Below are 1,515 nucleotides of genomic sequence, written 5' to 3'. Positions count from 1 at the left end.
CCTGTCCGTCGTCAGGGTTTTTGGGACAACCGGCGGCGTGAGCTAACGGAGGCTCTGGTCCATCAGGTTTGTCACATTAGGCCGCTGCATCTCGATGAAGCAAGCGACGCTGTTTGATGGTTTCGCGTTTGATCCTTTCCCTTTCCAGCGTGATGATATCGCCGCGCCCGAAGTAGACGTCGGCAGGTGTGAGATTGTCGAGGCTCTCGTGGTAGCGGCGGTGGTTGTAGTGATCGACGAACGCCGCGACCTGCTGCTCGAGATCACCCGGCAGGAAGTAGTTTTCGAGCAGGATGCGGTTCTTCAACGTCTGGTGCCATCGCTCGATCTTGCCTTGGGTCTGAGGATGGCAGGGCGCCCCGCGCGTATGTTCCATGCCCTTGTCGGATAGCCACGCGGCCAGGTCGGAAGAGACGTAGGAGGGGCCGTTGTCGGACAACAGCCGCGGCCGCTGCACCACCTTGGCGCTGTCGCAGCCAGAAGCCTGCAGCGCGATGGTCAGCGTGTCGGTGACGTCCTCGGCCTTCATCGTGGTGCACAGCTTCCAGGCGATGATGTAGCGAGAGAAGTCGTCGAGCACGGTCGACAGATAGAACCAGCCCCAGCCGATCACCTTCAAGTAGGTAAAGTCGGTCTGCCACAACTGGTTGGGCGCCGTCGTCTTGTCGTGGAACTCATCGGCGGCCTTGATGACGATGAAGGCGGGGCTGGTGATCAGGTCGTGGGCCTTGAGCAGGCGATAGACTGAGGATTCCGAGACGAAATAGCCCCTCGTGTCGGTGAAGGTGACCGCCAGTTCCCGTGGCGACAGCTCCGGCTCGTTCAACGCCAGCTCAATGATCTGATCGCGTTTCTCCTCGGGGATGCGGTTCCAGACCCGGTTCGGCCGGGGCCTGCGATCCTCCAGCGCATCGACACCGCCGGCCAGGAAACGGTCATACCAGCGATTGAAGGTCGAGCGCGGAATACCGAGTTTTTGCAGCGTGCGCCGCGCCGACAGATGCGACTGCTCGACGAGCCGAATGATCTCCAGCTTCTCGGATGCGGGGTATCTCATTCGTCGTCGCCCCCATCCGCAATCATGCTTTTTTTAAGAATCCGCAGTTCCAGCGCCTGCTCGGCGACGACCTCCTTGAGATCGCGCGCCTCCTTGCGCAGAACCTTCACCTCGTCGCTGGTGGCGGCGCGCGCCGTATCCCCGGCAAGCCGCTTCTTGCCGGCTTCCAGGAATTCCTTCGACCAGGTGTAATAAAGGCTCTCCGCGATCCCCTCGCGCCGGCACAGCGCCGCGATCGACTCTTCGCCGCGCAAGCCCTCCAGCACGATGCGGATCTTCTCCTCGGCCGAATATTGCTTGCGGGCTGCGCGGCGGATGTCTTTGATGACCTGCTCTGCCGGCGCTTTCCCGGTTCCGGATTTCTGTCTCATCTTCGCTCCTTTGAAGGCTACGATGAACCAGAAATCCTCCGTTCTCAGTTAAGCCGATTTGGTCCCATCAGTGCTGACGCCGGACAG

General features: G+C 60.9%; 1 protein-coding gene. It reads right to left on the bottom strand.

Annotation, left to right across the window (positions count from 1 at the left end; genetic code table 11):
• Positions 1 to 76: 76 nt before the first annotated feature.
• A protein-coding gene (locus tag ACO2RV_RS25100; RefSeq protein WP_423296919.1) for an IS3 family transposase occupies positions 77 to 1,428 on the bottom strand; the annotation gives its coding sequence in 2 pieces (ribosomal slippage) (positions 77 to 1,092 and positions 1,092 to 1,428; 1,353 coding nt in all).
• Positions 1,429 to 1,515 lie beyond the last annotated feature (87 nt).

This window comes from Ancylobacter sp. VNQ12, assembly GCF_049445835.1.
Taxonomy (GTDB): domain Bacteria; phylum Pseudomonadota; class Alphaproteobacteria; order Rhizobiales; family Xanthobacteraceae; genus Ancylobacter.
This window is presented reverse-complemented; position numbering and strand designations above follow the sequence as displayed.